Annotated in this window: 26 protein-coding genes and 2 tRNA genes; 12 read left to right on the plus strand and 16 right to left on the minus strand. The window is 70.4% G+C overall.

What is annotated here, in order from left to right:
- Positions 1-192: 192 nt before the first annotated feature.
- Together P8R59_RS01935 and P8R59_RS01940 are read right to left on the minus strand one after the other, a co-directional pair.
- On the minus strand, positions 193-1,353 hold the full coding sequence (locus tag P8R59_RS01935; protein ID WP_278102482.1) for a cystathionine gamma-synthase: 1,161 nt from the start codon (positions 1,351-1,353) through the stop codon (positions 193-195).
- Positions 1,350-2,438, minus strand: a complete 1,089-nt coding sequence (locus P8R59_RS01940) for a pyridoxal-phosphate dependent enzyme (protein WP_278102483.1) — start codon at positions 2,436-2,438, stop codon at positions 1,350-1,352. The genes P8R59_RS01935 and P8R59_RS01940 overlap by 4 nt, the downstream gene beginning before the upstream one ends.
- Before the next feature lie 171 nt (positions 2,439-2,609).
- On the opposite strand from P8R59_RS01940, the gene P8R59_RS01945 reads away from it, so the two are divergent.
- From P8R59_RS01945 to P8R59_RS01955, 3 genes are read left to right on the plus strand one after another with little or no spacing between them, the layout of a single operon-like run.
- Positions 2,610-3,560, plus strand: coding sequence for a MetQ/NlpA family ABC transporter substrate-binding protein (locus tag P8R59_RS01945; protein WP_278102484.1), 951 nt, complete (start codon positions 2,610-2,612; stop codon positions 3,558-3,560).
- Between the two features lie 6 nt (positions 3,561-3,566).
- Positions 3,567-4,589 carry a methionine ABC transporter ATP-binding protein gene (locus P8R59_RS01950; RefSeq protein ID WP_278102485.1) on the plus strand — a complete coding sequence of 341 codons (1,023 nt, stop codon included), beginning with the start codon at positions 3,567-3,569 and terminating at the stop codon, positions 4,587-4,589.
- Positions 4,586-5,284 (plus strand): methionine ABC transporter permease, encoded by a 699-nt coding sequence (locus tag P8R59_RS01955; RefSeq protein WP_278102486.1) that lies wholly within the window; start codon positions 4,586-4,588, stop codon positions 5,282-5,284. Before P8R59_RS01950 ends, P8R59_RS01955 begins: the two co-directional genes overlap by 4 nt.
- Before the next feature lie 40 nt (positions 5,285-5,324).
- Here the strand turns inward: P8R59_RS01955 and P8R59_RS01960 are convergent, their stop codons facing one another.
- The 4 genes from P8R59_RS01960 to P8R59_RS01975 form a co-directional block, all read right to left on the minus strand.
- Positions 5,325-6,173: an SDR family oxidoreductase gene (locus P8R59_RS01960; protein WP_278102487.1), complete on the minus strand. Its 849-nt coding sequence runs from the start codon at positions 6,171-6,173 to the stop codon at positions 5,325-5,327.
- Positions 6,174-6,244: 71 nt separating this feature from the next.
- A complete protein-coding gene (locus P8R59_RS01965) occupies positions 6,245-6,562 on the minus strand; it encodes a hypothetical protein (protein WP_278102488.1) in 318 nt (105 codons plus the stop codon).
- Entirely contained in the window at positions 6,562-7,131 is a 570-nt protein-coding gene (locus P8R59_RS01970) for an Asp23/Gls24 family envelope stress response protein (protein WP_278102489.1), read from the minus strand. Before P8R59_RS01970 ends, P8R59_RS01965 begins: the two co-directional genes overlap by 1 nt.
- Before the next feature lie 4 nt (positions 7,132-7,135).
- Entirely contained in the window at positions 7,136-7,678 is a 543-nt protein-coding gene (locus P8R59_RS01975) for an RNA polymerase sigma factor (RefSeq protein WP_076494424.1), read from the minus strand.
- A gap of 120 nt (positions 7,679-7,798) precedes the next feature.
- Between P8R59_RS01975 and P8R59_RS01980 the strand changes: the two genes are divergently transcribed.
- The 4 genes from P8R59_RS01980 to P8R59_RS01995 all read left to right on the plus strand — a co-directional run bounded on the left by P8R59_RS01980 (position 7,799) and on the right by P8R59_RS01995 (position 10,978).
- The gene (locus P8R59_RS01980) at positions 7,799-8,206 is read left to right on the plus strand and encodes an Asp23/Gls24 family envelope stress response protein (RefSeq protein ID WP_278102490.1); all 408 of its coding nucleotides are present in this window, start codon (positions 7,799-7,801) and stop codon (positions 8,204-8,206) included.
- Positions 8,207-8,327: 121 nt separating this feature from the next.
- Positions 8,328-9,170: an NAD-dependent epimerase/dehydratase family protein gene (locus tag P8R59_RS01985; RefSeq protein ID WP_278102491.1), complete on the plus strand. Its 843-nt coding sequence runs from the start codon at positions 8,328-8,330 to the stop codon at positions 9,168-9,170.
- Positions 9,171-9,462: 292 nt separating this feature from the next.
- Positions 9,463-9,978 (plus strand): RNA polymerase sigma factor, encoded by a 516-nt coding sequence (locus P8R59_RS01990; RefSeq protein ID WP_077052334.1) that lies wholly within the window; start codon positions 9,463-9,465, stop codon positions 9,976-9,978.
- On the plus strand, positions 9,965-10,978 hold the full coding sequence (locus tag P8R59_RS01995) for a hypothetical protein (RefSeq protein ID WP_278102492.1): 1,014 nt from the start codon (positions 9,965-9,967) through the stop codon (positions 10,976-10,978). Before P8R59_RS01990 ends, P8R59_RS01995 begins: the two co-directional genes overlap by 14 nt.
- Before the next feature lie 10 nt (positions 10,979-10,988).
- On the opposite strand, the gene P8R59_RS02000 is transcribed toward P8R59_RS01995, so the two are convergent.
- On the minus strand, positions 10,989-11,915 hold the full coding sequence (locus tag P8R59_RS02000) for an aldo/keto reductase (protein ID WP_278102493.1): 927 nt from the start codon (positions 11,913-11,915) through the stop codon (positions 10,989-10,991).
- Between the two features lie 135 nt (positions 11,916-12,050).
- Between P8R59_RS02000 and P8R59_RS02005 the strand changes: the two genes are divergently transcribed.
- From P8R59_RS02005 to P8R59_RS02020, 4 genes are all read left to right on the plus strand, one after another.
- Positions 12,051-12,341, plus strand: coding sequence for a hypothetical protein (locus P8R59_RS02005; RefSeq protein WP_077052720.1), 291 nt, complete (start codon positions 12,051-12,053; stop codon positions 12,339-12,341).
- A 429-nt stretch (positions 12,342-12,770) separates the two neighbouring features.
- Positions 12,771-13,424, plus strand: a complete 654-nt coding sequence (locus P8R59_RS02010; protein ID WP_278102494.1) for a response regulator transcription factor — start codon at positions 12,771-12,773, stop codon at positions 13,422-13,424.
- Complete coding sequence (locus P8R59_RS02015) at positions 13,421-14,581, plus strand: sensor histidine kinase (protein ID WP_278102495.1); 1,161 nt, start codon at positions 13,421-13,423, stop codon at positions 14,579-14,581. Before P8R59_RS02010 ends, P8R59_RS02015 begins: the two co-directional genes overlap by 4 nt.
- Positions 14,578-15,591: a hypothetical protein gene (locus tag P8R59_RS02020; RefSeq protein ID WP_278102496.1), complete on the plus strand. Its 1,014-nt coding sequence runs from the start codon at positions 14,578-14,580 to the stop codon at positions 15,589-15,591. The genes P8R59_RS02015 and P8R59_RS02020 overlap by 4 nt, the downstream gene beginning before the upstream one ends.
- Positions 15,592-15,605: 14 nt before the next feature.
- Here the strand turns inward: P8R59_RS02020 and P8R59_RS02025 are convergent, their stop codons facing one another.
- The 5 genes from P8R59_RS02025 to P8R59_RS02045 form a co-directional block, all read right to left on the minus strand.
- On the minus strand, positions 15,606-16,061 hold the full coding sequence (locus tag P8R59_RS02025; protein WP_278102497.1) for a hypothetical protein: 456 nt from the start codon (positions 16,059-16,061) through the stop codon (positions 15,606-15,608).
- Positions 16,058-17,623 carry an SLC13 family permease gene (locus P8R59_RS02030; RefSeq protein ID WP_278102498.1) on the minus strand — a complete coding sequence of 522 codons (1,566 nt, stop codon included), beginning with the start codon at positions 17,621-17,623 and terminating at the stop codon, positions 16,058-16,060. The genes P8R59_RS02025 and P8R59_RS02030 overlap by 4 nt, the downstream gene beginning before the upstream one ends.
- Before the next feature lie 44 nt (positions 17,624-17,667).
- Positions 17,668-19,185, minus strand: coding sequence for a leucyl aminopeptidase family protein (locus P8R59_RS02035; protein ID WP_278102499.1), 1,518 nt, complete (start codon positions 19,183-19,185; stop codon positions 17,668-17,670).
- The gene (locus P8R59_RS02040) at positions 19,182-20,873 is read right to left on the minus strand and encodes an MFS transporter (RefSeq protein ID WP_278102500.1); all 1,692 of its coding nucleotides are present in this window, start codon (positions 20,871-20,873) and stop codon (positions 19,182-19,184) included. Before P8R59_RS02040 ends, P8R59_RS02035 begins: the two co-directional genes overlap by 4 nt.
- Positions 20,874-20,949: 76 nt before the next feature.
- A complete protein-coding gene (locus tag P8R59_RS02045) occupies positions 20,950-21,387 on the minus strand; it encodes an SHOCT domain-containing protein (protein ID WP_083696726.1) in 438 nt (145 codons plus the stop codon).
- Between the two features lie 249 nt (positions 21,388-21,636).
- Here P8R59_RS02045 and P8R59_RS02050 point away from each other — a divergent pair, with 249 nt between their 5' ends.
- Positions 21,637-22,554, plus strand: coding sequence for a CPBP family intramembrane glutamic endopeptidase (locus tag P8R59_RS02050; RefSeq protein ID WP_278102501.1), 918 nt, complete (start codon positions 21,637-21,639; stop codon positions 22,552-22,554).
- Positions 22,555-22,800: 246 nt separating this feature from the next.
- On the opposite strand, the gene P8R59_RS02055 is transcribed toward P8R59_RS02050, so the two are convergent.
- The 4 genes from P8R59_RS02055 to P8R59_RS02070 all read right to left on the minus strand — a co-directional run bounded on the left by P8R59_RS02055 (position 22,801) and on the right by P8R59_RS02070 (position 25,557).
- Positions 22,801-22,877, minus strand: a tRNA-Met gene (locus P8R59_RS02055).
- 30 nt (positions 22,878-22,907) lie between these two features.
- Positions 22,908-22,979: transfer RNA gene (locus P8R59_RS02060), tRNA-Thr, on the minus strand.
- A 55-nt stretch (positions 22,980-23,034) separates the two neighbouring features.
- Complete coding sequence (locus P8R59_RS02065; RefSeq protein ID WP_278102502.1) at positions 23,035-24,531, minus strand: M23 family metallopeptidase; 1,497 nt, start codon at positions 24,529-24,531, stop codon at positions 23,035-23,037.
- 228 nt (positions 24,532-24,759) lie between these two features.
- A complete protein-coding gene (locus tag P8R59_RS02070; protein WP_278102503.1) occupies positions 24,760-25,557 on the minus strand; it encodes an inositol monophosphatase family protein in 798 nt (265 codons plus the stop codon).
- Positions 25,558-25,584 lie beyond the last annotated feature (27 nt).

Genomic DNA, 25,584 nt, shown 5'->3' on the forward strand with positions numbered 1-25,584 from the left:
TAAACGCGATTCGCGCGTATAAACGCTCCCTCAGCGTGTTTATACGCGCGGATCGTGTTTATGGATGCCAGCACCCGGCGCGGTGAAGCCCGGCGCGCCGCAGCACCCGGCGCGGTGAAGCCCGGGCACCGCAGCACCCGGCGCGGCAACGCCCGGGGCACCGGCGCCCGGACACGTCAGCGCGCGAGCGCGTCAGAGCGCGGCGAGCGCCCGGTCCACGTCGGCCACGAGGTCGTCGGCCGACTCGATGCCCACCGACAGGCGGACGATCGTGTCGGGCACCGCGAGTTCGGTGCCGCGCACCGACGCGTGGGTCATGGCATCCGGGTAGTTCACGAGCGACTCGACGCCGCCGAGCGACTCGGCGAGGGTGAACAGGCGCGTCGACTCGGCGAAGCGGCGCGCGGTCGCGCCGTCGGCGAGTTCGAGCGACACGATGCCGCCGAAGGCGCTCATCTGCGACGCTGCGAGCGCGTGGCCGGGGTGGGTCGGGAGGCCCGGGTAGTACACCTTCGCGACGCGGTCGTGACCCGCGAGGTGCTCGGCGACGGCCTGCGCGTTGGCGCTGTGGCGTTCCATCCGGATGCCGAGCGTCTTGATGCCGCGGGTGGTCAGGTACGCGTCGAAGGGACCCGAGACGGCCCCGGCCGCGAACTGCAGGAACTGCGTCTTCTCCGCCAGGTCGGGGTCCGCGAACGCGAGCGCGCCGCCGACGACGTCGGAGTGTCCGCCGAGGTACTTGGTGGCCGAGTGCACGACGACATCGGCCCCGAGCGCGATGGGGCGCTGCAGCGCCGGGGAGGCGAAGGTGTTGTCCACGACGACGATCGCGCCGGCCGCGTGGCCGAGTCGCGCGAGTCCGGCGATGTCGGTGATGCGCAGCATCGGGTTGCTGGGCGTCTCGACCCAGACCATGCGCGGGGCGCGCTCCTCGATGGCGGCGGCCACGGCATCCAGGTCGCTCATGTCGACGACGCGGAGCTTCACGCCCCAGGGCCCCAGCACCCGCGCGAGCAGGCGGTAGGTGCCGCCGTACACGTCGTTGCCGAGCAGGACCTCGTCGCCCGGGACGAGGGCGGCGCGCAGCAGCGCGTCCTCGGCGGCGAGTCCGGACGCGAACGACAGCGCGCGGGCGCCGCCCTCGAGAGCGGCGATCTGCGTCTCGAGCGCGGTGCGCGTCGGGTTGCCGCTCCGGCCGTACTCGTAACCGCCGCGAAGGCCACCGATCCCGTCCTGCGCGTACGTCGTCGACAGGTGCACCGGCGGGATGACCGCGCCGGTCGTCGGGTCGAAGGCCTGTCCCGCGTGGACGGCGAGGCTGTCGAAGCCGCGCGCGGCGTCGTGGGTGCTCATTCGGAGTGCTCCTGGGTGCTCTGTGCGGGAAGGACGGATGCCACGGGCTCGACGTCGTAGCCGCGCGCCGTCATCCATTGGTCGTCGAAGATCTTGCTGAGGTAGCCGCGGCCGTGATCGGGGAGGAGGACCACGACGACGGCGTCGGAGGGGAGGTCGCGAGCCACCCGGAGGGCGCCGACGACGGCCATGCCGCTGGAGCCGCCGACGAGCAGCCCCTCCTCGCGGGCGAGGCGACGGGTCATCGCGAACGACTCGGCATCCGAGACGCGCTCGTACGCGTCGACCACCGTGGGGTCGAACGCCGACGGCCAGAAGTCCTCGCCGACACCCTCGACGTCGTAGCCGTGGATGTCGTCGCCCGAGTAGATGGAACCGACCGGGTCGACGCCGACGATGCGCACCGACGATCCCGCGACCTCGCGCAGGTACCGGCCGGTGCCGCTGATCGTGCCGCCCGTGCCGACGCCCGTCACGAAGTGGGTGAGCGCACCCTCGGTGTCGCGCCAGATCTCGGGACCCGTGGTCTCGTAGTGGCTGCGCGGCCCGTTCGGGTTGGCGTACTGGTTCGGCTTGAACGCGCCGGGGATGTCGCGGACCAGGCGGTCCGAGACGCTGTAGTACGAGTTCGGGTCGTCCGGTTCGACGTTGGTCGGGGTCACCACGACCTCCGCGCCGTACGCGCGGAGCACCGCGCGCTTGTCCTCCGCGACCTTGTCGGGCACGACGAAGACGCACCGGTAGCCGCGCTGCTGCGCGACGAGGGCGAGGCCCACGCCGGTGTTGCCGCTGGTCGGCTCGACGATCGTGCCGCCCGGGCGGAGCGAGCCGTCGCGCTCGGCGGCGTCGATGATGTTGGCCGCGATGCGGTCCTTGGCGGAGCCGCCGGGGTTGAAGTACTCGATCTTCGCCAGGACCGTGGCGGCGATGCCGTCGGTCACGCGGTTCAGACGGACGAGGGGGGTGTTGCCGACGAGGTCGGCGACGCTCTGGGCGTAACGCACGATGGAGTCCTGGGGGTCGATGCGCCCGAGGGCGCGGCTGACGGGGTCGTCGAAGAAGAACGCGGGGGCGTTCAGCGACAACAGCGACAGGTCAGCACGCCGTCAGCATACCCGACGATTCCGTCGCCTCGACGCGGAAGCGTGGCATCCGGTCACCTCCGGTCACGCTTCGTCACGCGACTTGGGGATGCCACGGGCGTCTGCGTACGGTGCTCGGACGCCCGAACCGGGCGATGCACCAAGGAGACCACCATGAGTGACAGCACCAGCGGCCCGACCGGGCCCACCCTCCCGTCCAAGCCCCGCCGCCGCGGCGGACTGTACGCCGCGATCGCGATCGTCGCGGTCGCCGTCGTCGTCGCGGGCGCCCTGTTGATCCCGCGCCTGTTCGGCTCGTCCGACACCCCCGCGGCCGACGGCGAACGCACCACCGTGCGCCTCGGAACGACGGACGCGGCCCAGGGCCACTGGCCGGTCCTGAAGGAGATCCTGGCGGAGGAGGGCATCGATCTGGAGGTCGTCGCCTTCGATTCCTACGAGACGCCGAACCCCGCGCTGGCCGACGGATCGATCGACCTGAACGCGTTCCAGCACATCGACTACCTGTCCGACCACAACGTCGCCACGGGCGACGGTCTGGCCGTCGTCGGGCCGACCCTCATCGTGCCCCTCCCGATCTACTCGGAGCAGTACTCCGACGTCGCCGACATCCCCGAGGGCGGCCGTGTCGCCATCCCGCAGGACGCCACCAACCAGGCGCGCGCGCTGAAGGTGCTGCAGTCCGCGGGGCTGCTGACGCTGAACGACGCGACGACCCCGACCCCGGCCGACATCGTCACCAGCCGTGTGCAGGTCGAGCCGGTCGACGCCTCGCTCACCGCTCCGGCGCTCCAGGACCCGTCCATCGCGGCCGCGATCGTCAACAACAACTTCGCCACGGACGCCGGGATCATCGACAAGGCGATCTTCTCGGTCGACCCCTCCGACGCGAACAGCTGGCCGTACATCAACATCATCGCCTCGCGCGCCGGCGAGGAGGACAACCCCGTCTACCAGAAGGTCTGGGAGGCGTACCACGACCCGCGCGTGACCGACATCGTGGTGTCCGAGTCCAGCGGAACGGCCCGCATCGTCGAGGAGAAGCCGGCGCAGGTGCGCGAATGGCTCGCTCAGATCGAGAAGCAGAAGGAAGCGGGGGCCTGATCCCGCATGCCGCCGCTCATCCGCCTCTCGGGCGTCACCAAGTCGTATGACGTCGACGGCAGCACCGTCACCGCGCTCGACGGCGTCGACCTGGAGATCGACGCGGGAGAGATCTTCGCCGTCATCGGCCAGTCCGGTGCGGGCAAGAGCACTCTGGTGCGCCTGATCAACGGGCTCGAACGGGTGACCTCGGGCACGGTCGTGGTCGACGGCGTCGACATCTCGACCCTGCCCGAGCGGCAGGTGCGCCCCATCCGCCGCCGGACGGGGATGATCTTCCAGCAGTTCAACCTGTTCGCCTCCCGCACGGTCGCCGGCAACGTCATCTACCCGTTGAAGGTCGCGGGATGGTCGAAAGCCGACCGCGAGAAGCGTGCGGCCGAGCTGCTGGACTTCGTGGGGCTGCTCGACCGGGCGCACGCCTACCCCGACCAGCTCTCGGGGGGTCAGAAGCAGCGCGTCGGCATCGCTCGCGCTCTCGCGACCTCTCCCCCGATCCTGCTGGCGGACGAATCCACGAGCGCCCTCGACCCGGCGACCACGGCGGACGTGCTCGATCTGCTCCGCCGGGTCAATCGCGAACTGGGTGTCACCGTGGTGGTCATCACGCACGAGATGGACGTCGTCCGGTCGATCGCCGACCGTGTGGCCGTCCTCAGCGCCGGACGGATCGTGGAGACGGGGACCGCGTTCGACGTGTTCGCCGAACCGACCTCCGAGACCGGTCGGGCTTTCGTCTCGACGGCGCTGCACGACCGCCCGGGCACCGAGGACCTCGCGCGTCTGCGCGAGGCCCACCCGGGTCGGATCGTGATCGCGGACGTCGTCGACGGCGCCGGGATCGGCGGCATCCTGTCGCGCGCCGCGAGCGCCGGTGTGACCTTCGAGCTGCTGTACGGGGGGATCAGCTCCCTGCAGCAACGGTCCTTCGGCTCGCTCACGGTGGAGCTGACGGGGCCGGACGAATCGGTGGATGCCGTGATCGCGCAGTTGCGCGCGGTCACCCGTGTCGAGGAGGTGGCGCGATGACGACGCTCAGCGCTCTGATCGTTCCCGCCGCGACGCAGTGGAGTTGGGACCGGTACGGACCGATCCTGCTCGAGTCGATCGGCCAGACCCTCACGATGGTGCTGCTGACCATGGTGTTCGGCGGGATCGGCGGCCTCCTCCTCGGACTCGCGCTCTACGTCACGCGCACGGGCGGGGTGCTCCCGAACCGCGCGGTCAACGTCGTGCTGAACCTCCTGGTGAACGTGTTCCGGCCGATCCCGTTCATCGTGCTGATCCTGGCGCTGTCCCCGGTGACGGCGGCGGTGGTGGGGACGGCGATCGGCACCACCGCCGCGGTCGTGCCCCTCTCGATCGCGGTGACGTTCGGGTTCTCGCGGATCGTCGAGCAGAACCTCGTCACGATCAGCCCCGGCGTGATCGAGGCGGCACGCGCCGCGGGCGCCGGCCCGTGGCGCATCATCGCGACGCTCCTCGTCCCCGAGGCGCTCGGGCCGCTCATCCTCGGCTACACGTTCGTCGTCGTCGCCATCGTCGACATGACGGCCGTCGCGGGCGCGGTCGGCGCGGGCGGACTGGGCTCGTTCGCGCTCACCTACGGCTTCCGCAGGTGGGACTTCCTCACGATGTGGATCGCCATCGGCATCATCATCGTGCTCGTCCAGCTGGCGCAGTTCCTCGGGAACAGGATCGCGCGGCGGATCCTCCGCCGCTGACCCGGACGGTCGCGTCGCCGCGGGTCGGCGACGCGACCGTTCAGGCCACCGCGCCGAGGAACTCCTCGAAAGTCTGCGCGGGACGTCCGGTCACGGCCTCGACGTCGCCGGAGACGCGAGCCTGATCCCCGCTCGCGATCGCGGTGTACGTGGTCACCCACGCCTCCACCTGCCAGGGCGGGGCGCCGTAGACCGCACGCGAGGCGTAGGCCTCGTCGAGCGTCTCGTCGACGTAGCGCACGGGGTGGCCGCGGACGGCGGAGATCTTCTGCGCGACCTCTTCGAGCGTCAGCGCTTCGGGCCCGGTGAGGTCGTACGTCCGGTCGGCGTGGGCGGCGGGGTCCAGGAGCACCGCGACGGCCGTGGCGGCCACGTCCGACCGCGACACGAGCGAGCAGCGCCCTTCGCCCGCGGGACCGCGGATGACACCGTCGTCGCCCGCGAAGAGTTCCATCATGTCCATGTAGAAGTTGTCGCGCAGGAACGTCCACGACATCCCCGACGCCCTGATGAGTTCCTCGGTGGCCGCGTGGTCCCGTCCCAGGGTGAACACCGCGTCGGGGGCCGCGGCGAAGAACGACGTGTAGACGATCGACCGGACACCCGCGCGCGCGGCGGCCTCGACGAACGTCCGGTGGTGCTCGACCCGGTCGGCCGTCTCGGACGCGGAGACCATGAACAACGTCTCGACGCCGACGAGCGCGTCGGCGGCGGCATCCGCGTCGGAGTAGCGGGCGACGTGGACCTCGGCGCCCTCGAGTACGGGAGCCCGCGACGCGTCGCGGACGAGCAGGCGCTGCCGGATGCCGCGGGCCGCGAGGTCGCGGGCCACGCGCCCTCCGACGGCTCCGGTCGATCCGGTGACGGCGATGACGGGCTGGTCGGGCATGCGTCCTCCGTGGGGGAAGAGAGAGTCCTCTCAGCGTATTCCGCGGCGCGGGGAGGTGGCCGCGCGAGCGCTCAGGATCGCGGGGCCACCAGGCGCGCGACCCGGACGCGCACGGTGTCGGTCGGGGCGTTCGCTCCGGCCTGGCGCACGGCCTCGGCGACCGCCGACGCGACGGCCGCGCTGTCGTCATCAGTGGACACGCCGATGCAAACGGTCACCGCGCGGGCACCCGCGGTCTCGTCGACCGCCGCGAGCGAACCCTCGACCTCGGCCATCCGCTCGTACGCACGCGCCACGACGGGTCGCGCCGAGTACGACTCGCGGACGCCGGCGACGGCGGTCACGGCCAGGTCGATGCGCGGTGCGAGGTCGGCAGCGGTTTCCGTCATCATTCGTCCTCCACATCGACGTGCACGTCACCGACGGTGACGTCCACGCGCCCCACCCGAAGTTCGCCGTGGCGCTCGATCGCCGCACGGATGCCGTCGCGCATGAGCTCCACCGTGCCCTGCATCGGGTACCCGAACAGGACGCTCACGGTCACCCGCACGTCCAGCGGTCCCGTGGGCTCCGGCTGGTCGATGCGGACACGGCCGACCAGCACGCCCGGAACATCGTCCCCGACCGTGCGGATCAGTTCGTAGAGGGCACCCTCGGTCACCACGAGCTGCGTGCCGTCCGCGGTGCGCGCGAGGGGGATGTCGCGCCCGGCGCGGAACTCGCGCATCACTTCGCGCATGATCTCGTCGTACCAGGACTCCGCCAATGGTTCAGCGGCCTGCTCGTCGATGATCTCGCGCGAGAGGTGGCCCATCCGCTCCATGGATGCCAGGAGGGCCTGACACTCGGCATTGCGCTCGATCGCGGGGATCCGGGGGGTACGCCCTCGATCGAGATACGCGGAGAGATCCTCGAGCGAGAATCCCGAACCGCCCACGTCGTCCACGTCGTCACTCATTCGATCACCTCCACTCCTGCATGCGTTCCAACACGGTCTTACGCGCCCGGGCGAGCCGCCCGCGTACGGTGGCGGCGGTCTCGCCGACCTCGGTCGCGATCTCGTCGTAGCTGTGGCCGCCGATCTCGCGCAGCACCCACACGACGCGCAGTTCTTCGGGGAGATCGGCCAGGACCTTCTTCAACGCGTCCATCTGCGACGATGCCACAACCGAGCGCTCCGGGTCATCTCCGACCGACACCATCTCCTCGTCGATCTGCTCCGAGATCTTCCGCGAACGCATCCGATCGGTCACCTTGCGGGACACGATGGTCGTCAGCCAGCTGCGCACCTTCTCGGGATCGGCGAGGTCGGGCAGTCGCCGCCACGCGGTGATGAGCGCCTCCTGCACGCAGTCATCGGCGTCGGCGCGGGAGCCGGTCAGCTTCGTGGCGAAGGCGACCAGGAACGGGGCGTGACGACGCACGAGCACCCCGAAGGCGATCTGATCACCGTCAGCCGCGCGCGACGCGAGGAACGCGTCGGTCGCGGTGGACAAAGAGGTCATGCCTGTTCCTGTCAGCAGATTTCCAGGTCGGGTTTCGTGACGAATCGCGAATCCGGCTCGTCCCCATAGCGAAACACCCCGCGCCCGAAGCGCGCGGACGGTTGACGAAAGGACGAACTCATGGCATCCACCACTCCCACCACCCCCGAGGTCGGCAAGACCGTCATCGTCGACCCCGTGGTCGCCAAGGTCGCCGGCATCGCCGCCGCCTCGGTCCCCGGCGTGCACGCGCTCGGCGGCGGAGCCGCCCGCGTCATCGGCAACATCCGTCAGGCCGTCGGCGCGAAGGACCACGCGCAGGGCGTGAGCGTCGAGGTCGGCGAGACCGAGGTCGCCGCCGACATCGACATCCAGGTCGACTACCCCGAGCAGCTGCAGCGCGTGGCCTCGAACGTCCGCGCCGCCGTGCACCAGGCGATCACCGAGCTGGTCGGCATGAAGGTCGCCGAGATCAACGTCACGGTCGTGGACGTCTACATCCCGGGCGACGACGACGACGACGAGCAGCCCGAGGCCCGCGTCAACTGACGCCGCTTCCCCGAGGCCCGCGCCGCGACACGCGACGGCGCGGGCCTTTCGCCGTCGAGGCGGCCGCGCGGCGCCGGGCTGCCGGTAACGTCGTGATCACGCCCCCGATCGAAGGACGCCCATGCGCATCGCTCTCACCGGCTCGTCCGGCAAACTCGGTACCGTCGTCGCGCGGGAGCTGCGCGCCGCGGGTCACGAGGTCATCGGCCTCGACGTCCGCGGCGAGCGCGGGCCCGGCTTCGTGCAGGTCGACCTCACCGATTACGGCCAGGTCATCGATGCCCTGGCGGGGGTCAACGATCAGCACGACGGCATCGACGCGCTCGTGCACCTCGGCGCCATCCCGGCTCCCGGCATCCGGTCCGACATCGCGACCTTCCACAACAACATGACGAGCACGTTCAACGTGTTCTGGGCCGCGGTGCGGCTCGGCATCCACCGCGTCGTGTACGCCTCGAGCGAGACCGTGCTGGGTCTCCCCTTCGACATCGACCCGCCCTACATCCCCGTGGACGAGGACTACGCCCCCCGCCCCGAGTCGGTGTACTCGCTCGTGAAGGTGCTCGAGGAACGGCTCGCGACCGAGCTCGTGCGCTGGCACCCCGAGCTGTCGATCACGGCGCTCCGCTTCTCGAACGTCATGGTGCCGGAGGACTACGCCGAGTTCCCGTTCGACGCCGACGCGCGGACGCGGAAGTGGAACCTGTGGGGCTACATCGACGCGCGCGACGGCGCCCAGGCCGTGCAGCGTGCGCTCGAGAACGCCCCCGCGGGCTTCGACACGTTCATCATCGCCGCCGCCGACACCGTGATGACGCGCCCCAATGCCGAGCTCGTGGCCGAGGTCTTCCCGGGTGTCGAGACGCGCACCGGCCTGGATGACACCCGCACCCTACTGTCGATCGACAAGGCCCGCCGCCTGCTGGGATACGAGCCGCAGCACTCCTGGCGCGACGGCCGCTGAGGGGCGCACGACCCATCCGCGCCCGCGCGGGGGGCTCTGGCATCCTGGAACACGTGGAGATTCGAGGGATTGCGTCACCCCCACGCGACGCAACCCCTCACCCGCCGGCCTCAGATCCGAACATCCGCCTGGCGCGGGCAGTCGGGCGTCCTTGGGGCGCCCGCCCCCGTCTGTGTGGTGTCTGCCGATCGGGATTCCTTACAGCCTCTCCGGAAAAAGTTCGGCGACGCCGGCGTGTAAGGATCCGGGTGCGGCCGACACAGCACTGTCGAGCGCACGGGAACGCGCGCCCATGAAGGACGAGAGCGAGTTCGTCGGGCTGTTCCGCGAGCACTACACCGCCGTCCGACGGTTCATCGAACGCCGGGTATCCGACAGCGAAGCGGCCGCCGACCTCACGATGGACTGCTTCGAGATCGCGTGGCGCAAGCACGTGCCGTCCGAGCCGTTCGGGTTGCCGTGGCTGTACCGCACGGCGCGCAACCTCATCGCCAACGAATACCGACGCCGCGACCGGGAGGAGGCGCTGTGGATCCACATCGAGCACCACGTGCGCACCCTCGCGGCCGGATCCGACTCGGAGATGACCCGACGACTGGTGGAGGCCGTCCGCGCTCTGCCGGATCACGAACGGGAGATCCTCTGGCTGACGTACTGGGAAGACCTGTCCGCCGCGGAGGTGGCCGTGGTCATGGGAATCAGTCCCGGAAGCGTCTGGACCCGCCTGAACAGGGTGCGGACGCGGCTGCGTCCCGCGCTGCAGGACGCTCGCACTCCGTGGGAGGAGGTGCCCGGTGAGCGACGATGACCTCGCACGCGCGCTGCGTGCTCTCGACCCCGCGCGGACGCCGGCGGACGCGCCGGTGCCCCTCGCCGCCGAGCGGCGCCTCCGGGAGATCCTCGAGCGACCCCCGCGGTCGATCGCCGCCCGCCGCCGGCGTGTGCTGCCGGGCCTCGCCGCCGCCGCCGTCGCCGTGGTGGCGCTCGTGGTGGGCACCATCGTCTGGTGGCCCGCGCCGACGGCGACCGCGCTGACGCCCGAGCCGCTGAAGTACGCGGCGGTGGACGACGACGTGCCCACCCTCCTCACCGCCGCGCAGGATCGTCTCGCGCACAACCCCGGGCGCGACGACGCGGTGCGCCGATCGCTCACGCTCGGATGGTTCTTCAGCGCCACCGTCGGAGAGCCCGACGCGACGGTGTTCCGCCGCGAGTGGGTCGACGTGTCGTGGAACACCGACCTGTCGGGCTCGGTGGTCACGACGGTGGCAGAATCGACCGACGCGGCCGGCGACACCGTCCCCGCCGACGACCCCGCGCCGGGCACGGTGGTGGGCGACGCGTCCTTCATCCGCGGACAGTTCCATCCGCTCTCGATCGATCCGCCGCCGGCGACGATCGACGCGATGCGGGAACTGGTGGCGACGGCGATCGGTCCGCAGACGCCGCTCACCTCCGGCGACGCCATCATCGGAGTGCAGACCCTGTTGGGCGAGTGGACCTTCAGCGACGCACAGGAGTCCGCGCTCCTGGATGTCGTCCGGGAGGCCGCCGATGTCCGGGTCCTGGGCCGCACGACCGATCGGGTGGGGCGCGCGGCGATCGGACTGGGCGGCATTCCGACCGGTACGCCGAACACGGATGCCACCCTTCTCGTCTCCCTGGACTCGGGGCGGATCCTCGGGGTCGAGACGAGCCTGCGGGCCGCCGACGACACCCTGGGGCTCCCGGCCGGTTCCGTGACCTCCTACACGCTGTGGGACGTCGAGGACCGCCCGGACGCGCCCCCCGCTCCCGCCGCGCCGTAGCGGCCGCGCCTCACCGCCAAGGTCGCTCGGATCTCCGACGCCAGTACCGCTCCGGATCGTCCGCGAGCCGTCGGAGCGCGGCATCCGCGACCGGCACCGCGGGGGCCTCCACACCGCGACGCAGCTGGTCGCGAGTGGACGCCCCGCTCAGGACGATGTCGACGCCGGCCTGCGCACGCGCGGCGCCCAGGGCGAAGACGTCGCCCGCCTCGCCCGCGGCTTCGGCCGGCGGATCGGCCACGAGCTCCCCGTTCGCGAGCGCCTCTTTCACGACGACGGTCCACCCCTCGTCGTGGGCGCGCGCGAGCGCCGGCCCGACCGAGCTCTCGCGGAGATTCCACGTGGCCTGCACCACCGAGAACGGCGAGGCGTCGAGGGTCCGCGCCGCGTCGAGCACCGCGCCCTGATGCGGACCACTGGTCGACAGCCCCACGCGGACCCCCGCCTCGGCGAGCTGTCGGAGGTCGGCGAGAAGCTCGGCGTCGCCGAGCGCCGGGCTGTCGGGCGTGACGGAGTGGATCAGGTAGATGTCGGGCGCGCGTCCCAGCGCCGCGAGCGTCTCGGGCCACTGCCGTCGGAGCATCGCGACCGAGTGCTCTTTTCGCTCGTGCACCGCGGCATCCATTCGCCATCCCCCGACGTAGGCGTATCCCCACTTCGACCCGACCGTGATCTGCGACGAACGGTCGGGGTGTCGGTGCAACCAGGCGCCCAGGAACTCTTCGGCGTACCCGTACGACCGGGCGACGTCGATGTAGCGGATGCCGAGATCCCACGCCGCATCGAGCAGGTCGTGGCTGCGTGCGCGCATCGCCGGGACCGTGCGGTCGGCGGCGTCGCCGAGGTCGGCGGCGCGACCGGTGGTGATGTAGGCGGGGCGTCCCACCGCTGCGAGGCCGAGCCCGAGGGCCGCGACCGGGACGGGCTCATCGCTCATGGCACGACGCTAGTGCGTGCCGCCGACATGCACCGGGTCGCCCGCGCCGTCCGGGTTCCTCGTCGCGAGCGGTGGCCCGTGTCGGCGGTCGGGGGTACCGTGATCCTCCTCGGCCGGAGAAAGGTTCCGGCACCCGTGACGCAGTGGCATCCGATCCTCGCCGCAGTCGAGGGTCCCACCGGCACGTGGCGGATGATCGACCCGCACGGCCACGAGTACGGGCGGGTCGAGATCCGCCGCGTTTCGCCCGGCGACCGGGTGATGTACAAGGCGGTGCACGACGACGAGGTCATCGGCTGGGCCGGCTCTCTTCGAGTGGCGTGTTTCCAGGTGCACATGGCATTCCTGTCATCTCTCCGGCCCGGCGGCGGCCCGGCCGCCGATTGGGGAGAACTCACCGGAAACGGCCGCCGCCCGCGAATATAGGCCCTTCAGAGATCCCGTTCATGTTTACGTAACCAGTGAATTTCGCAAATGGATCCACTTGCTGCCACGATGAGCGCGGGAGGAAGTCAATGGCACGCGTACGCACCGTCACGCACGGATACCGGCTCGCCACCGGGTGGGAGAAGATCGATCGTCGTCCCCTGACGCCGGAGGTCGCTCACGAATTACGGTCCCAGGGTTACACCATGGTCGTGGCGAAACGAGGGCTCTTCGATTCACGCGAGATCTCGCTGAATCAGGCTCTGCCTGTCCGGTGAGCAAAGAAAGCCCACCGGAATAAAAATTCAACCGATTTAACTAAATAAATTAACTCGAGCCGGACCCGAACGGCAGAGAAAGAAAAAGCCCGAGGGGACGTCGTCGTCCACCCTCGGGCTTTTTCGCGACTTGCCGCGGTAGCATTCGAGCGTGCCGCCCGGGGGAAGAAAAATCATCCGCATCGGGATCGTCGACGATCATCCCGCGGTGGTGATCGGCGCGACCGCTTTTCTCAACGCCCAACCCGACCTCCGGGTATTGACGACGGGCTCGACCGTCAACCAGCTCCTCCGTGATTCTCCATCGCTCGATGTCGTGCTACTCGACCTGGTCCTGGCGGATCGCTCCAGTCCGGCGGAGAACATCGCCGCTCTCTCCGGAACGCACGCGCGGATCATCGCGTACACGTCCGGCGACCGTCCGCAATTGATACGGGATGCCGCGCGGGCGGGGGCTGACGGAATGATCCGGAAGAGCGAATCCCCCCGCGTCGTCATCGACGCCGTGCGAGCGGTGCACAACGGAGAGGTGTCGGCGACGACGGACTGGGCGGCCGCGCTGGATCAGGACACTCATTTCGTCGATGCCGCCCTGTCGACGCGGGAGGCGGAGGTCCTCGGACTCTACGCGTCGGGCGAGACGGCGGAACACGTGGCACTTCTGCTGCACATCTCGCGCGAAACCGTTCTGGACCACATCCGTCGAGTGCGCGCCAAGTACGCCGCGGTCGAGCGGACGGCCACCACCAAGGTCGATCTGCTCAGGCGGGCCGTCGAGGACGGCATCGTCGAGTTCGGACGATGAGAATCCGGCATCCCCTCAGCCCCGGCGATCGAAGCCCCTCGGTCGACCGATCGCTCGGCATGCTCATGTCGCTCTCGGCCGTCGTGCTGGTCGTGGCGGAGTTCACGCGGGCCACGAGCCAGGTCGGCTCCTTCAGCCTCTGGTGGAACGGGCTGGGGGCGGCGATGGTCGTCGTCGTCCTGACGAGTGCGGTCGTGGGTGGGCGCGCGCCGGAGGCGGTCCTGCAGACCATGTGGGGCGCGGTCGTGGTTCTGGTGATCGTGCTGGAGACGACCGTGTTCCTCGCGTACCGCGGCCCCGACCCGGACGCGCTGTTCCCCTGGGTCTGGCGGTTCGAATCCGTGGCCGTCTGCTATCTCGTCCTGCTCACCGCGCCTCCCCTGGCGGTGATCTTCCCGCTCGTGGCCGCCTTCCTCCCCGCACTGTCGGGGATCGTCTTCCTGGGGCGGGTACCCGATCTCATCGCCGCCCAGACGCCGCTGCACCTGGGCAACGTCGTCTTCGCCGTGCTGTTCCTCGCCATGCGGTCGCGTCTGCTCGCCCTCTCGCGGGCCGAGAACGCCGCCCGCGCGGAGGAGGCGCGTCGCGCCTTGCTGGATGCGCGGGCGCGCCGCGAGGAGCAGCTCGCGCGCGTCGTGCACGACGAGCTGCTCTCGGTGTTCTCCGTCGCCCTCCATCTCACCGGCCCGACGCCCGACGTGGTGCGGACCGAAGCCGGGCGCACTCTCCGCCGTCTGCGAGGCACACTCGTCGCACCCGACGACGGGACGATGATCACCGGCCTGGACGCGCAGAGCCGGATCGCGGCGACGCTGCGGGAGATCCTGCCGGAGGCGACGCTCACGGGCGACGGTGATGCCTCGCTGGTGCCGAGGCGGGCCACCGAAACGGTGTGCGCGGCGGTGGCCGAGGCCGCACGCAATGTCGCACGTCACGCCCCGGGCTGCGCGGTGGAGGCGAGCGTGCGCGCCGTCCACGGAGCCCTCTCGGTATCGCTGACGGACACCGGACCGGGTTTCGTCCTCGAACGGATTCCGCTCGAACGTCTGGGGGTGCGCTCCAGCGTGATCGGCCGGATGCGGGACCTGCCTGGCGGCGACGCCCGCATCGACAGCACGCCGGCGGGCACGACGGTGGTCGTGGAGTGGCATCCATGATTCCGCCCTCCGCCGGATCAGGCCTCGACGGACTCCCCGCGCGGGTCGCCCTCCTGTTCGTGTGGATGACGGGGATCGCGCACGGTCTGGAGGTGCATGCCTTCGACGTCGACACGGCCCCGGTGGTCCTCGCCTACGCGTTGGCGGCCGTCGCGGCCGTCGCGGTGACCCTGCCGCCCCGGGGGCGACTCCCGGCGGCACCGACCGCGGCCGTGGTGACTCTCGGGGCGACGATCACCGTGATCGTGCTGACCTCCCCGGACGTGTCGCACATCGTGTGGTTGTTCGATTTCGCGTCGTACCCGATCGCGCTCCTCATCCCCCGCGGCCGACCGCTCGTCGGCGGCGTCTGCCTCGCCCTGCTCATCGCGGCCGGCACCACCTGGGCACTCGTGAGCGACCAGACCGACCCGTCCTGGGGACGGATCGTGTCCGGGCCCCTCGTCGCCGGTGCCATCGGCTTCATCTGGCTCAGCACCCTCCGCCGCATCGTCGGACGCGAGACGTCCGCGCGGTCCGACCGCGAGCGCGCCGAGATGCTCTCCGAGGCGGCCGTGGCGGCGACGCGCGCGTACCAGGACGAACTCGCCCGCGTCACCGACGAGAGCGAACCCGTCCTCCTCGACATCGCCGGCACCGAATACCTCGACGAGCCCACCCAGCGCCGGATCGGCATCGTCGAGGGCCGGATCCGAGATCGGCTCCGCGCCGGAGACCTGTTCCACCCGCGCGTGACCGCCGCCATCGACGCGGCCCGCGACGGGGGTGTCCGCGTCCTCCTCATCGGCGGCGGGACCATCGACGACGAGGGGATCTCGGACGACCTCGCCGACCGGATCGTGGGAATCCTCGAGCTGCCCGGGCTCGAGCACGTGACCGTGCGCAGGCTCCCCCCGGGGCGGAGGGCCGCGGTGTCCGCCGTCGCCGGTACGACCGGTGGCACGGTGCGGGCGGCCTTCGACCACGCCGGCCGAGACGTCGGGATGCGGCCGGACACCTCGGCATCCTGACACCCTCCCGAAGGTCAGAGAGCGGTGTCCCGGTGCGGCCCGGGCGAGGAATCCAGGACGGACCTCACCAGTCCCCGAGCGAGGGTCAGCACCGCGACCAGGAGGGTCACCGCCCAGAATCCGCCGAGCCTCACGGCATCGCCGAAGAGGAGGGCGACGAGCTCCAGGACGACGAACTTGCTTCCGGGAAGCAGGAGGACGAGCGTGGCGATGTTGACCGCGCGCGTCGCTCCCGTGCGCGCACCGCGCAGTCTCGCGACCGTCGCCTTCTTCACCGTCAGCACGACCTCCAGCACGATCTTGAGCACGACGGCGGTGAGGAGGGCGAGGAGGAACGACTCCGCGATGACACCGGGGAGGAGCTGGATGAAGGCTCCCAGCACCACGAGGTAGACGAAGACGTCGACGAGATCCGTCGCCCGCAGTCGCAGCCTTCTCGGCCACGAGACGCGGCGTGAGGCGGCGCTCATGAGAGCGGCCAGATCAGGGGGACGTAGAACACGGCCATGACGACGAAGAACACGGCCAGGAGGATACCGAGCTTCCAGTAGTCGCCGAACCGGTATCCGCCCGGCTCGAGCACCATCAGGTTCGCCGGGGTCGCGATCGGCGTGAGGAAGGATGCCGCTCCCGCCACCGTGAGCGCCATCATGAACGGTTGCACGGAGGCACCGAGGGTCGTCGCCACGGCCACCGCGATCGGCGCGACGATCAGCACCGTCGCCGTGTTGCTGATGAGCTGGCCCAGCACGACGGTGAGGACGACCAGGGCCAGCAGCGCGATCTGGGGACCGGCGTCGCCCACGACGGCGAGCAGCCACCCGGCGACGAGATCGGCCGTGCCGGTCTCGGTGAAGGCCGTGGAGAGCGGGATCATCCCGGCGATCAGCACGACCGTCGTCCAGGAGATCGAGTGATACGCCTGCGACGGTGACACCGTCCGGGTCACGACCAGCGCGCACGCGGCGAGGAGAGCCGCGACCGCGGGAGGAACGAGCCCCGTGGCCAACAGCACGACCATGAGTCCGACGATCGTCATCGCGCGTTTGGCGCCGACGCCCAGCGGAACCGAACGCCGCAGCTGCGCGGGGGTGTCCACGACCAGGACCTCGGGTCCCTCGGTGCGGGCGACCAGATCGTCCCACGCCCCCTGGAGCAGGAGCACGTCGCCGAGCCGCGCACGGAACTCGCCCTCGCGGAGGACCTCCTCGCCGCGGCGCGCGGCCAACAGCACCAGATCGCCGCTGGGCGTGACCATTCCCGGAGTCAGCCGCACCCCGATCAGCGGAGACCGCGGAGGCACGATGACCTCGGTCACGCCCCGAGCCGGTCCCAGGATCAGCCCGGTGTCGCCCTCGAGCGAATACTGCCGACGGAGGAGCCGCGCGTGGTCGGACAGGTCGACGGACATCACTCCGCCGTTGCGCTCGGGCAGGAGGCGGCGGCCGAAGATCGCCAGGATCGCCACGGTGCCGATCAGCAGGGGCGCGCCCACGGCGGCGAACTCGAAGAAGCCGAACGCGCGGCCGCCGTTCTCGACCGCCACCTCCGACACGATGATGTTCACGGGCGTCCCCGTGAGCAGCAGCATCGACCCCGCGTGCGCGGAGAAGGCCAGCGGCATGAGCAGCTGAGAGGTGTGGATGCCCGCGCGCGCCGCGACGACGACGACCAGCGGGAGGAGCGCCGCGACCGCGCCGTTGACGCTGATGAGGGCCGTCAGCCCCGCCACGAGCAGGCTGAGGACGATGAGCAGAGAGAGGCGACGGGTGCCCGCTCGCGCGATCACCATCTTCCCCGCCCAGGCCGTGACCCCCGTGGCATCCAACGATTCGCTCACGACGAAGAGCGCCGCGATGAAGAGGACCGTCGGGTCGCCGAAGCCGGAGAGCGCCGTCGACAGCGGCAGCACTCCCGTGAAGTACAACGCGAGCGCGACACCGATCGCCACGACGCCGAGCGGAACTCGGTTGCTCACGAAGGCGACGACGGCCAGCAGCAGGATCGTCAGCGTCGCGACGACAGGGTCCATCTCGGCACCGATTCGAAGGAGGAGGGGAGGTCGGACGTCCGCGGTCAGGCGGACGCGTCCGATCCGAAGTGCGCGGCGGCGTGCAGCAGCAGACGCGCGCCGAAGCCCGTCGCCCCCGCCGACCGCCAGGAATCGTCCTTCTCCGTCTGCATGGTCCCGGCGATGTCGATGTGCGCCCAGGGGATCTCGCGCACGAAGTGCGACAGGAACAGCGCGGCGGTCGTCGCTCCCGCGTAGGGACCGCCGAGATTGGACATGTCGGCGATCGCGGAATCCAGCTGCGGCCGGTACTTCTTCTCTAGCGGCAGCCGCCACACCGGCTCGTCGGTGGCGGCGGAGGCCGCGATGACCAGGTCGGCCGTGGCCTCGTCGTTGGAGAAGACCGGCGCGGTCGACCCGCCGAGGGCCATCAGCGCGGCACCGGTGAGGGTGGCGATGTCGAGGATGGCATCCACCTCGTCCTCCACGGCGAGCGCGAGCGCATCCATCATGACCAGGCGCCCCTCGGCGTCGGTGTTCTTCACCTCGACGGTGGTCCCGTCGCGGGCGACGAGGACGTCGCCCAGCTTGTACGCCGTCCCGGAGGGCATGTTGTCGGTGCACATCAGCCAGCCCGTGACCGCGGCCGAGACGCCGCTGTCGCGCAGGGCGGTGAAGGCGCCGAGCACGGCCGCGGCCCCCGCCATGTCCATCTTCATGAGGAGATGCATCGGGTCGGACGGCTTGAGGCTGATCCCGCCGGAGTCGTACATGATGCCCTTGCCGACGAGCCCCAGGTGGCGGCCGCCACCGCCCGCCGGACGGTAGACAAGCTTGACCATGCGCGGTTCCTCGGACGACCCCTGGTTCACCCCGAGCAGACCACCGCAGCCGAGCTCGACGAGGGCGGCCTTGTCGAACACCTCGACGTCGAACCCGTACGTCGCACCGAGCTCGACGGCGACCTCCGCCATCCGTGTCGCCGTGAGGCGTCCGGGCGGGGTGTTCGCGAGATCGCGTGCCACGACGGCGGCGCGCGCGGCGACGCGTGCCGTGGCCGTCCCCCGCTCGAAGGCATCGTCGGCGACGCCCTCGAGCGAGAGCTGCAGCGCGGCGAGCGGGACGCGCTTCGACTCCGACTTCAGACCGGTGTATCCGTAGCGCGCGAGGAGAATCCCCTCGACGAGCGCGGCGGCCTCGACGGCGCCCGTGCCGTCGGGCACGCCACCGTCCACGACGAGCGCGATCCGCGCCCGACGGGCCGCGGCGCGCGCGAACGCCGCCGCGACGTCACGCAGGAGCGCGGGGGTCAGGTCGCTCGGGGCGCCCCCGCCGACCGCGACGAGATCGGGCCCGGACGCGACCGGGAGGGAGAGCGTGCTCCCCACCTTCGCGTCGAAGCCGGCGCGCACGAGCGCCGCGCGATCGAGTCCGAGCGCCGATGGCACCTCGCCCTCGGCGAAGACCACGTAGCCGACGGCCTCGGCGTCCTCCGCGCCGTCACCCCGGGTGACGACGACCGCGTCGAGCTCGACGAGGCCCGGCACGGACGGGGAGTCGATGGATGCTGTTCCCTGCGTCATGAGGACGCCTCCTTCTGGGCCACCGGGTTGAGGGGGATGCTCGCGTCGATGGCATCCGGATCGTCGGGCTCCACCTTCTCGGGCAGTTCTCCGGCGATACGGCCCGGCATGCGGGTCGCCGGGATGATCGCCAGCAGCGCGAGGCCCGCGAGCGCGAGCAGCGACACCTTGAGCGCGAGCACACGGCCCTCTTCGTTCACCTGGATCGCGGCGGCGGTCTCGGCCTCGGACGCGCTCGTCGTCCGAAGGACCGCCTCCAACTGGGCGTTCGTGAGGAAGTCGGCCTCGTTGATGTTGACCTCGCTGATCAGCTGAGGAGAGATCTCGGGGTGCGCCTCGGCGCTCGCCTGCAGGGTCGCGGCCAGGATGCCGACGGCGAAGGCGCTCGCCACGGCGATTCCGACGGAACCGCTGAGGTTGTGGACGAGACCGCGCCAGGCCCCCACATCGCCCGCGAGCTGCTTCGGAGCGGACGAGAGGAGCGTGTTGAACACGAGGGCGACGATCGATCCCTGCCCGAGGCCGAGGAGGACGAGCCCCACGACGATGAACGCCTGACCCCAGTCGCCCCGGATCGTGAACGCGATCAGCGACAGCGCCGCCGCGACCACCACGAACCCGACCGCCCCGATGATCCGCGGCGGCGCGACCTTGTAGAGGTAGGCGACGAACGTCGACGCCAGGAAGATCGAGATCGTGTACGGGATGATCGAGAACGACGTCTGGATGCCGGTCAGCCCCTGCACCACCTGCATGTACAGCGGGATGAGGAAGTTGGCCGCGGTGCCGACGAACAGCATGATCGACATGCACGCCGTGATGGCGAGTTCCGTTCCGGATGCCAGCACCCGCAGGTCGAAGATGCGCGGGGCACCCTCGCGCTGACGTTTGCCGACCCACAGGAAGAAGAGCTGGCCGCCGATCAGTCCGAGGATGATCAGGAGCGGCGCGGGCGAGACGCCCAGGACGTCGAAGGGCGCCTGCGCGGTGGCCAGCCACAGGCCCCACGAGTTCAGCCCCGAGAAGCCGAAGCTCAGCAGGATGATGGACACCGCCGCCAGGAGCGCGCCCGTCCAATCGATGCGGAGATCGCGCTGCGCCGGGACGCGCTTCAACCGGAAGCTGAGCGCCAGGTTGACCACGCCGAGGGCGACCATGAGGGCGAAGGAGTACCGCCACCCGATGGTCTCGGCGAACCAGCCGGCCAGGAGGAGGGCGAGGATGCCGGCGAGCGGGATGGCCGCGGCCAGGAGCCCGATCGCCTTCGCCTGACGATCACCGCTGTAGTTGGTGGCGATGAACACCGTCAACGCCGGCGCGATCAGTGCGATGACGGCACCCGACGACGCCTGCGCGATGAACAGCATCGCCGGGCTGAGGCTCAACGCGACGCCCGCCATGGCCGCCGCGTGGATGGCGACGGCGATCTGGAAGACACCGCGGGTGCCGAAGCGCGCACCGATCTTCGCCCCCAGAAGGATGAAGGCGGCCATCGCGAACGTGCCCGCGGTGATGGCCGTTCCGACCGAGGTCGCCGGAGTGTTCAGATCGGTCGTGATCCCCGCCATCGAGACGGTGAGCGCGTTCACGGCGAAAGACGCCTGAACCTGCGTCAACACCACGACGATGAGCGGAAGCCACGACGCGGTGCCCGTGGTCGTCGCGGCCGAGGTCTTCGTATCCGTCATCGTGACCTTCCCAGTGGGACTTCGAGAGCGCCGGCGCCGGGCGCCGGCGCTCTCCTTCGGATGGTGGAAGCTCGGCTCAGCCGAGCGCCTTGACCTTCAGCCGGTCGAACTCGGCCTGCGAGATCGTCCCGGCATCCAGGAGCGCCTTCGCCTTCGCGATCTCATCCGCGGGCGTGAGCGTCTGACCCGCGACGGACTTGATGTAGGCGGCCTGGGCCTCCTCGTACCGGGCGGCCTGCGCCTGGCTGCGCTCCCCCATCCCGCGACCGCGGACGATGAGGTACACCAGCGCGGTGAGGATCGGGAAGAACACCAGGAAGATGACCCACGCCGCCTTCGCCCACCCGTTCAGCTTCCGATCGCGGAAGAGGTCGCCGATGACGGAGAAGAGGACGAAGAGGTAGCTGATGAAGATGAAGACGGCCAGGAACCACCAGATCAGGTCCCAGAACGAACCCCAGAATCCGTGGTATTCGACGGCGGAGATGGGAGTGATGGTCTCGGAGAATCGCACGGGACGTGCCTTTCGGGTTGACGACGCGAAGCTTCGCCAGAATAAAAGCCGCCCCCTCGGCGCGCAGGGCGGAACGGCGATATCGGGGCCGAGAACCCCTAGAAGTGGGGGCGGTGTCGCGCGAGGCGACGACCGCTTTCACCCGTGTGGAACCTCGTCTCGTGGGAGGTTCGCATCGAGACCCCGCCGGGAGCCCGGTCTCGCACTCGATCGACCGATGCTGCGAGGATGAAGGGAGACGCGGCGTCGATGAGCGACTCCCTCGCGGCGCGGAACGGAGTTGTGGTGACGACAGGGCCCTCCGATCGACGCCACACGCCGGCGAACGCGCATCCGCCGACGACCGAGACACTCGCGGAGCGGGTGCCCCGACGGTTCTGGGTGGGACTGGTCGCCGCGATCGTCTACGTCGCCCTTGCCGGCGGTGTCGCCGAGCTCCTGACCGAAGGGATCTCGACGGAGGACGACGTCGCCGAGCTCTCCCTCGGCCACTTCCCGGTGCTGATCCCGCTCGTCGCGGCCGGTGTCTGGTTCGTGTGGTGGGCAGGGTGGACGAAGCACGTCTGGCGCACGCCCGCGGCATTCGAGACACATCCCCGGCGATGGTGGATGCTCGCGTTCCCGGCGCTTCTGCTGATCCAGTCGATCGTCCTTCTTGCGGGCACCCCCTGGGGAGCCTGGAGCGCCGCGATGCTCGTCGTGATCGTGCTCGTCAACATCCTGGTGGGCGTGGGAGAAGAGCTGTACTTCCGCGGTGTTCTCCGCGCCAGCCTCCGTGCCCATCATGGCGAAACGGTGACGCTCCTCGTCACCTCGTTGATGTTCGGTGCGGCTCACGCCCTCGGCAGCGTCCTCGCCGGGACCGGGGCCGGCTTCGTCGCGTTCCAGGTCGTCGTCACAGCGACATCGGGCGCCGTGTTCTACGGCGTCTTCCGGGCGACCGGCCGGCTGTGGATCGCGATGGGACTCCACGCACTCAACGACTTCACCCTCCGCGTATCAAGCGGCGACCTCACCTCCAGATCCGCAGACAACCTCGACCCTTCGCCGATCAACGTCGTCGTCCAAGCACTTCTCTGGGCGCTCGTGCTCGTGCTGCTGATCAGCTGCATCCGGCAGGACGCGCGCGAGAGACGAGAGAAGCGCGCGGCTCCGACGGAAGTGTGAGGGCGCGCGTTCGGCGCCGCCGCGACCAGGATCCTCACGAGGCCGTGAGGTGCCTGCCGCCCTCGAGGCCGCCCGCCCGCTTCACGTCCGTGCCCGACTCCGTTCAGCGAAAGCTGCCCGCAGGTATGCGCCGAGCAGCGCTCCGCGTGAAGAACAACGAAAGAAGCGCTGGAGGAATCTCCGACGCTTCGCCTACCGAAAAGACAGACCTTGATTCGAAGGCCATCTGTTCGAGTAGAACAAGTGTGGTAGCGGGAGCGGGGCTTGAACCCGCGACCTCACGATTATGAGTCGTGCGCTCTCACCAACTGAGCTACCCCGCCGCGCGGCATCCCCGTGAAGGAGATGCTGTGAGCCCCGAGTCAGGATTGAACTGACGACCCCTTCCTTACCATGGAAGTGCTCTGCCACTGAGCTATCGGGGCGTACCCGGATCGCTCCAGGCAACTAGAAGAGAATATCAGAGCTTGGCGACTGCTTCTAATCGAGCGAGTGGCGTCCGGCGTTCGCGCGGAGCCAGACGATCGGGTCGATGGCGACCGTCCCGTTCATGAGGATCTCGAAGTGCGTGTGGGCGCCGAACGAGTGGCCGGTGTTGCCCGTGTGGCCGATGACCTGGCCGACGTGGACGGTGTCGCCGGCCTTGACCTGGAGCGAGCCGTACAGCATGTGCGCGTACCGGCTCGAGACGAGCTGGCCGTCGATCTTGTGATCGATGACGACCACGACGCCGTAGCCGCCGCCGGCCTCGGTGGCCTCGCGGACGACGCCGTCGGCGATCGCCTGGATCGGAGCACCCTCGCCCGGGACGAAGTCGGCGCCCTCGTGCATGACGCCGTCGCGCATGCCGAAGCCGTAGGTGATGCCCACGCCCACCGCGAACGGCCACTGGATGGCCGCCGAGGTGTCGTTGACGTAGAAGTCGCTCGGGTTCTTGATGCCGGTGTCGGCCGCGACCTGCGCGTAGGTGGCCGCGGAGTACCCGTCGGCGCGGTCGACGATCGCGGACTGCGACTGCGCGGGCGCGACGTAGGCCTGGATCGATCCGCCGCCGACGTCTCCTCCTGCGACCGCGAGGTTCTGGGTCGCGACGTCCGCGGGAGCTGCGACGTTGGTCGTCCCGTTGGCGGAGGCGAGGGCACTGACGGGCATCGTCATCCCCACCGTGAGGAGACCGACGAGACCCATGACACCGACCGAGAAGGAGGCAGCGGCGACGCGGCGGCCGTTGCGGCGGCGGGGCGCGGCATCCACGGGCAGGCCCTGGGTGACGGGCCGCGTGGCCTCGGCGACCGGTTCGGGCGCGGGACGCTGAACGGCGTTCTCGCCCGTGAACGAGAACAGCCGCGCGGCGGCCTCGAACTCGTCGGCGATCTCGTCCGCCGGGGCGGCCGGGCGGGGCTCAGCCGCGGGCGCAGGCTCGGCGGCGGCGGCAGGCTCTTCCGCGGCGGGCGCCGGATCCGCGGCGGCCGGCTGCTCGACGGGCTCCGGCACGGCGACCGGCTCGGGAGCCTCGATGGCGGCGGGACGACGACGGCTGCGACGCGTCACCGGAAGGGTGATCGGCGACGTCGGGAGGGAGACCGGCGTGGTCGCCTCGGCCGCGTCGGCGCTCTGCAGGATGACCGCGACCTCGTCGTCGGAGCGGCGCTCGTCGACGACGGTCACCTCGAGGGCATCGGATGCCGAGGACTCGGATGCCATGACCTCGGTCGTCGCGATCGCTTCGGCCTCCGTCACCTCGGGGGCGGCGGAGCTCGCAGCGGCACGCGACGATCGCCGGCGCGGAGCGGGGAGGGTCGGCTGGATCGTGGCGGCGATCACCGTCTCGACGACGGCGGCGGCGACCTGCTCGACGATCTCGGGCTGCGACGCGTGGTCGGCGTCGACGGGCGCCGGGTCGAGCGCGACCGACTCGGGGGCGGCGTCTTCGACGATCGTCTCGGCCGTGCGGCGGCGGCGCTCGGCACGCGTCAACTCGGGGGCGACGGGCGTGGCGGAGGGGCGACTGGATCGCCGCGTTCGGGCGGGCTCAGTCTCGGGGGCTTCTGACGGCAACGCGCGGGGGCTCTCGGTTCATGTCGCAGGCGCGACGGCTTCGGGCTTTCGGGCTTCTGCCATTTCCGCAGGTTCGGGTCGCGAAAATAACGAACAGATAACTACCCTACCCCGGCCTCACTGGGAATGCCATGAAGGCGTCGGCTTTCACAGCTCCGGTTCGAGGATCTGCTCGAGTCGCCCGTAGAACCCGGGACCCGCGGCGATGACCATGCCCTTCCCCGGACGCCCGCCCGGCGCCCCACCGACCATGCCGCCGGCCTCTTCGACGAGCAGCACGCCCGCGGCGTGATCCCACGGGTTGGTGCCCTTCTCGTAGTAGGCATCCATTCGTCCGGCGGCGACGGATGCCAGGTCGAGCGACGCGGCGCCGATGCGGCGGATGTCGCGCGCGATCGGCATGACGCGGGCCAGGAGCTCGAGGGTCGGGGCGTGCGTGGCGGGGTCGTATCCGAACCCCGTGGCGACGAGGCCACCGGCGGGACCGACCTCGGCCGTGACCGAGAGACGGGTCTCGCCGAGCCACGCTCCCCCGCCGCGCGACGCCCGGAACATCTCGCCCGAGACGGGGTTGTAGACGACACCGGCGACCGCGCTCCAGGTCGCCGTGTCGGCGGACCCCTCGACGGCGGCGATGCTGACGGCCCACGCCGGAATCCCGTAGGCGTAATTCACGGTGCCGTCGATCGGGTCGACGACCCAGGTGATGCCGCTCCGGCTCTCCTGCGCGGCGGATTCCTCGCCGTAGAAGCCGTCCTCGGGACGCTCCCGCGCCAGCTCGGCCCGCACGAAGGCCTCAACCTCCTTGTCGGCGGCGGTGACGATGTCGGCCGCGACCGACTTCGTCGCGATCTCGAGGCCCTCGCGCCGCCGCTGCGCGGCCAGATCGCCGGCCTCCTGGGCGATGCGAGTGGCGATCTCGAGCAGGTCTGCGGCGCGGGTCATGGCATCCACGCTACTGGGATGCCACCC

Source organism: Microbacterium proteolyticum (assembly GCF_029639405.1).
In the GTDB taxonomy this organism is placed as follows: domain Bacteria; phylum Actinomycetota; class Actinomycetes; order Actinomycetales; family Microbacteriaceae; genus Microbacterium.

Bases quoted from the DNA above. Each gene is read 5' to 3' on its own strand.
- P8R59_RS01935 (WP_278102482.1), bottom strand. From the start codon at position 1,353: ATGAGCACCCACGACGCCGCGCGCGGCTTCGACAGCCTCGCCGTCCAC.
- P8R59_RS01945 (WP_278102484.1), top strand. From the start codon at position 2,610: ATGAGTGACAGCACCAGCGGCCCGACCGGGCCCACCCTCCCGTCCAAG.
- P8R59_RS01950 (WP_278102485.1), top strand. From the start codon at position 3,567: ATGCCGCCGCTCATCCGCCTCTCGGGCGTCACCAAGTCGTATGACGTC.
- P8R59_RS01955 (WP_278102486.1), top strand. From the start codon at position 4,586: ATGACGACGCTCAGCGCTCTGATCGTTCCCGCCGCGACGCAGTGGAGT.
- P8R59_RS01960 (WP_278102487.1), bottom strand. From the start codon at position 6,173: ATGCCCGACCAGCCCGTCATCGCCGTCACCGGATCGACCGGAGCCGTC.
- P8R59_RS01965 (WP_278102488.1), bottom strand. From the start codon at position 6,562: ATGACGGAAACCGCTGCCGACCTCGCACCGCGCATCGACCTGGCCGTG.
- P8R59_RS01970 (WP_278102489.1), bottom strand. From the start codon at position 7,131: ATGAGTGACGACGTGGACGACGTGGGCGGTTCGGGATTCTCGCTCGAG.
- P8R59_RS01975 (WP_076494424.1), bottom strand. From the start codon at position 7,678: ATGACCTCTTTGTCCACCGCGACCGACGCGTTCCTCGCGTCGCGCGCG.
- P8R59_RS01980 (WP_278102490.1), top strand. From the start codon at position 7,799: ATGGCATCCACCACTCCCACCACCCCCGAGGTCGGCAAGACCGTCATC.
- P8R59_RS01985 (WP_278102491.1), top strand. From the start codon at position 8,328: ATGCGCATCGCTCTCACCGGCTCGTCCGGCAAACTCGGTACCGTCGTC.
- P8R59_RS01990 (WP_077052334.1), top strand. From the start codon at position 9,463: ATGAAGGACGAGAGCGAGTTCGTCGGGCTGTTCCGCGAGCACTACACC.
- P8R59_RS02000 (WP_278102493.1), bottom strand. From the start codon at position 11,915: ATGAGCGATGAGCCCGTCCCGGTCGCGGCCCTCGGGCTCGGCCTCGCA.
- P8R59_RS02015 (WP_278102495.1), top strand. From the start codon at position 13,421: ATGAGAATCCGGCATCCCCTCAGCCCCGGCGATCGAAGCCCCTCGGTC.
- P8R59_RS02020 (WP_278102496.1), top strand. From the start codon at position 14,578: ATGATTCCGCCCTCCGCCGGATCAGGCCTCGACGGACTCCCCGCGCGG.
- P8R59_RS02025 (WP_278102497.1), bottom strand. From the start codon at position 16,061: ATGAGCGCCGCCTCACGCCGCGTCTCGTGGCCGAGAAGGCTGCGACTG.
- P8R59_RS02030 (WP_278102498.1), bottom strand. From the start codon at position 17,623: ATGGACCCTGTCGTCGCGACGCTGACGATCCTGCTGCTGGCCGTCGTC.
- P8R59_RS02035 (WP_278102499.1), bottom strand. From the start codon at position 19,185: ATGACGCAGGGAACAGCATCCATCGACTCCCCGTCCGTGCCGGGCCTC.
- P8R59_RS02040 (WP_278102500.1), bottom strand. From the start codon at position 20,873: ATGACGGATACGAAGACCTCGGCCGCGACGACCACGGGCACCGCGTCG.
- P8R59_RS02050 (WP_278102501.1), top strand. From the start codon at position 21,637: ATGAGCGACTCCCTCGCGGCGCGGAACGGAGTTGTGGTGACGACAGGG.
- P8R59_RS02070 (WP_278102503.1), bottom strand. From the start codon at position 25,557: ATGACCCGCGCCGCAGACCTGCTCGAGATCGCCACTCGCATCGCCCAG.